This is a genomic window from Dethiosulfatibacter sp. (genome assembly GCF_983023055.1).
On the sequence record NZ_CEZJXU010000162.1, the window covers coordinates 1 to 2,471 of the forward strand.

Below are 2,471 nucleotides of genomic sequence, written 5' to 3' on the forward strand. Positions count from 1 at the left end.
CTTGCATCACTCTTTTCAGCTATATCCAAAATATCACCGAAAGTCAACGGCGATTTTTCTATAATCATTTCCTTAATAGACATTTTATACTTCCTTATTTATTATTTTCGCTTCTCACTTCAACATCAGCCCATTTTTCAAAGACTTTGATGACAGCAGCAATGTCTTCTCTTCCAAGTCCTTCGGCTCTTGCGGTTTCAAACATTTGCTGAGCCATGTTTCCAACAATAAGAGGAACTTTAAGATCTTTTGCAGTATCTATTGCAAGTTGAAGATCCTTATATTGAAGATCTATCATAAAACCAGGTTCAAAATTGCCTTTTGCTATGTAGTTTTCATACTTTGCAGTAAGGGCATATGATCCACCTGAACTCTTGCTTATAATATCGTACATTGTGTCCGCATCAAGGCCAGCTTTCTTTCCAAGAACAAGAGCTTCAGCAACCGCTACCATATTTGCACCAAGCAACAGGTTATTTACAGCCTTCACAGTATCTCCAGCTCCTATTTCACCTACATGGTCGATTTTCTTTCCTATTGATGAAAGAACAGGAGTAATCTTTTCAACAACCTCTGCCGATCCACCAATCATAATTGTAAGTGTTCCTTTTTCTGCTCCTGCAGCTCCACCGCTTACTGGTGCATCTACAACTTCTACTTTTTTATCGCTGCATATTTTATGTATTTTCCTAATTGATTTTGGTGTTATGCTGCTTAAGTCCACTATAATTGTTCCTTCTTTACAACCGCTCAATATGCCGTTTTCCCCAAGGACTACAGCTTCTACAATTGCAGAATTCGGAAGAGATGTAAACACAACTTCAGATTTTGAAGCCAAGTCTGCTGCTGAAGTTGCTGAAGAAGCTCCTTCTGTAACCATATCCTTAACATTCTTTTCAACAACATCATATACAGTTAATTCATATCCTGCCTTAAGAATATTTAAAGCCATCTTCTTGCCCATAACTCCTAGACCAATAAAACCTATTTTTTTCATAACGCCTCCTAAATAAATATCTATACTTTTACTTATGCAATTTGTGTGCCAACTTAAATCTACAGTTTTTGCCCCTATTTATCTCCTATTTACCTTTAATTTTACAGGGTTTGTTTCATAATTGGAAGGTATTTCTGGAATATCCTGTATGAATTCAATTTTCGCCCTTTATTTGCATTTCAACATTGAGACGTCGCCTTTCAAGTTTGCATCATTTTTTACAGTTTTTTTGATATTCCAAGAACTTCGTTGATATTATCTGTGCTTTTTAATATATCAAATTTAATATTTTGTTAAATACCTGTCAAAAAAATTTCAAAAAGCAAGAATATAAATACTTTTTCATAAAAACCCATTTAAATATTAATATTAGCCTTGTGTTCAATATAAAGATTTTATCAAAAAACGTCTCTGATTAAGAACAGTTCGTGAATTTAATATCACCCCTTGGAAATACTGGTTCCCAGATGTTATAAAGGAAAAAATACCCATTCTGAAAACATTACCTTTGAATGATTTTAAATGAAAACGTTATTCCATGTGAAAGTTTTGTATTTTTTCTTGCATTTTAGTCGAATAGATATTTTTTTATCACGGCTGTATAGTCACCTGCATGGTCTGTTAAAAATAAGACTTTCGTTGACACCGCTGGGTTTCGTGATACAATTAATCAAAATACAGTGAATTAAAATCATTGTTTACAGGAGGGAATTATGAAAGAATTATTTAAAAAGTTTCTAATTATGAATATCGGTCAATTTCTATACGCATTAGGCATAACTATGACCATTAATGCAAATCAAGGAATGTCACCTTGGACAGTTTTTCATCAGGGTGTTGGACTTCAATTAGGTCTAACAATAGGTCAAGCTACAATTTTAGTAGGATTTGTAATTATAATTATCAATTTCTTATTCAAAGAAAAAATAGGCTGGAGTACAGTTGCAAATATGGCACTTGTTGGTCTATACATTGATTTATTAATGTTTAACAACTTAGTTCCTATATATGAAAGTATTTATTTGAGTTATATAATGATGTTTTTGGGTATGTTCTTAGTTGGCTACTCTACAGCAATTTATGTAACCGTAGGATGGGGATCAGGTCCAAGAGATGGGCTTGTATCAGTAGTAAAACAATTAACCCCTTTTTCTGTTAAAGCAATCAGAAGCGGTATTGAATCTCTAGCACTCATATTTGGATTCTTCATGGGGGGAAGTGTAGGTATTGGAACTGCAGTAATGGCTATCTCAGTAGGTTTCTTTGTAACCCTTGCATTCAAAATAGCAAAATTTGATATCACTGCCATTGAACACACCTATATAGATGATGATATAAAAGTATTGATGGGAAGAACAGCTTCCTAGTCACCTATAAGGAAATACTGTTAGCATACTAATACGTGACAAATAGTAGCTGAATATGAAAACACCTCTTACATTTTTATGTAAGAGGTGTTTTCAATTATACTATA

The 2,471-nt window shown here is 33.5% G+C and carries 2 protein-coding genes; one reads left to right on the top strand and one right to left on the bottom strand.

Annotation, left to right across the window (positions count from 1 at the left end; translation table 11 throughout):
• Positions 1–94 precede the first annotated feature (94 nt).
• Positions 95–997, bottom strand: a complete 903-nt coding sequence (locus AC3AX0_RS06955) for an NAD(P)-dependent oxidoreductase (RefSeq protein ID WP_487549582.1) — start codon at positions 995–997, stop codon at positions 95–97.
• Between the two features lie 713 nt (positions 998–1,710).
• On the opposite strand from AC3AX0_RS06955, the gene AC3AX0_RS06960 reads away from it, so the two are divergent.
• Positions 1,711–2,364, top strand: a complete 654-nt coding sequence (locus AC3AX0_RS06960) for a YczE/YyaS/YitT family protein (RefSeq protein ID WP_487549583.1) — start codon at positions 1,711–1,713, stop codon at positions 2,362–2,364.
• The last annotated feature ends 107 nt before the right edge of the window (positions 2,365–2,471 follow it).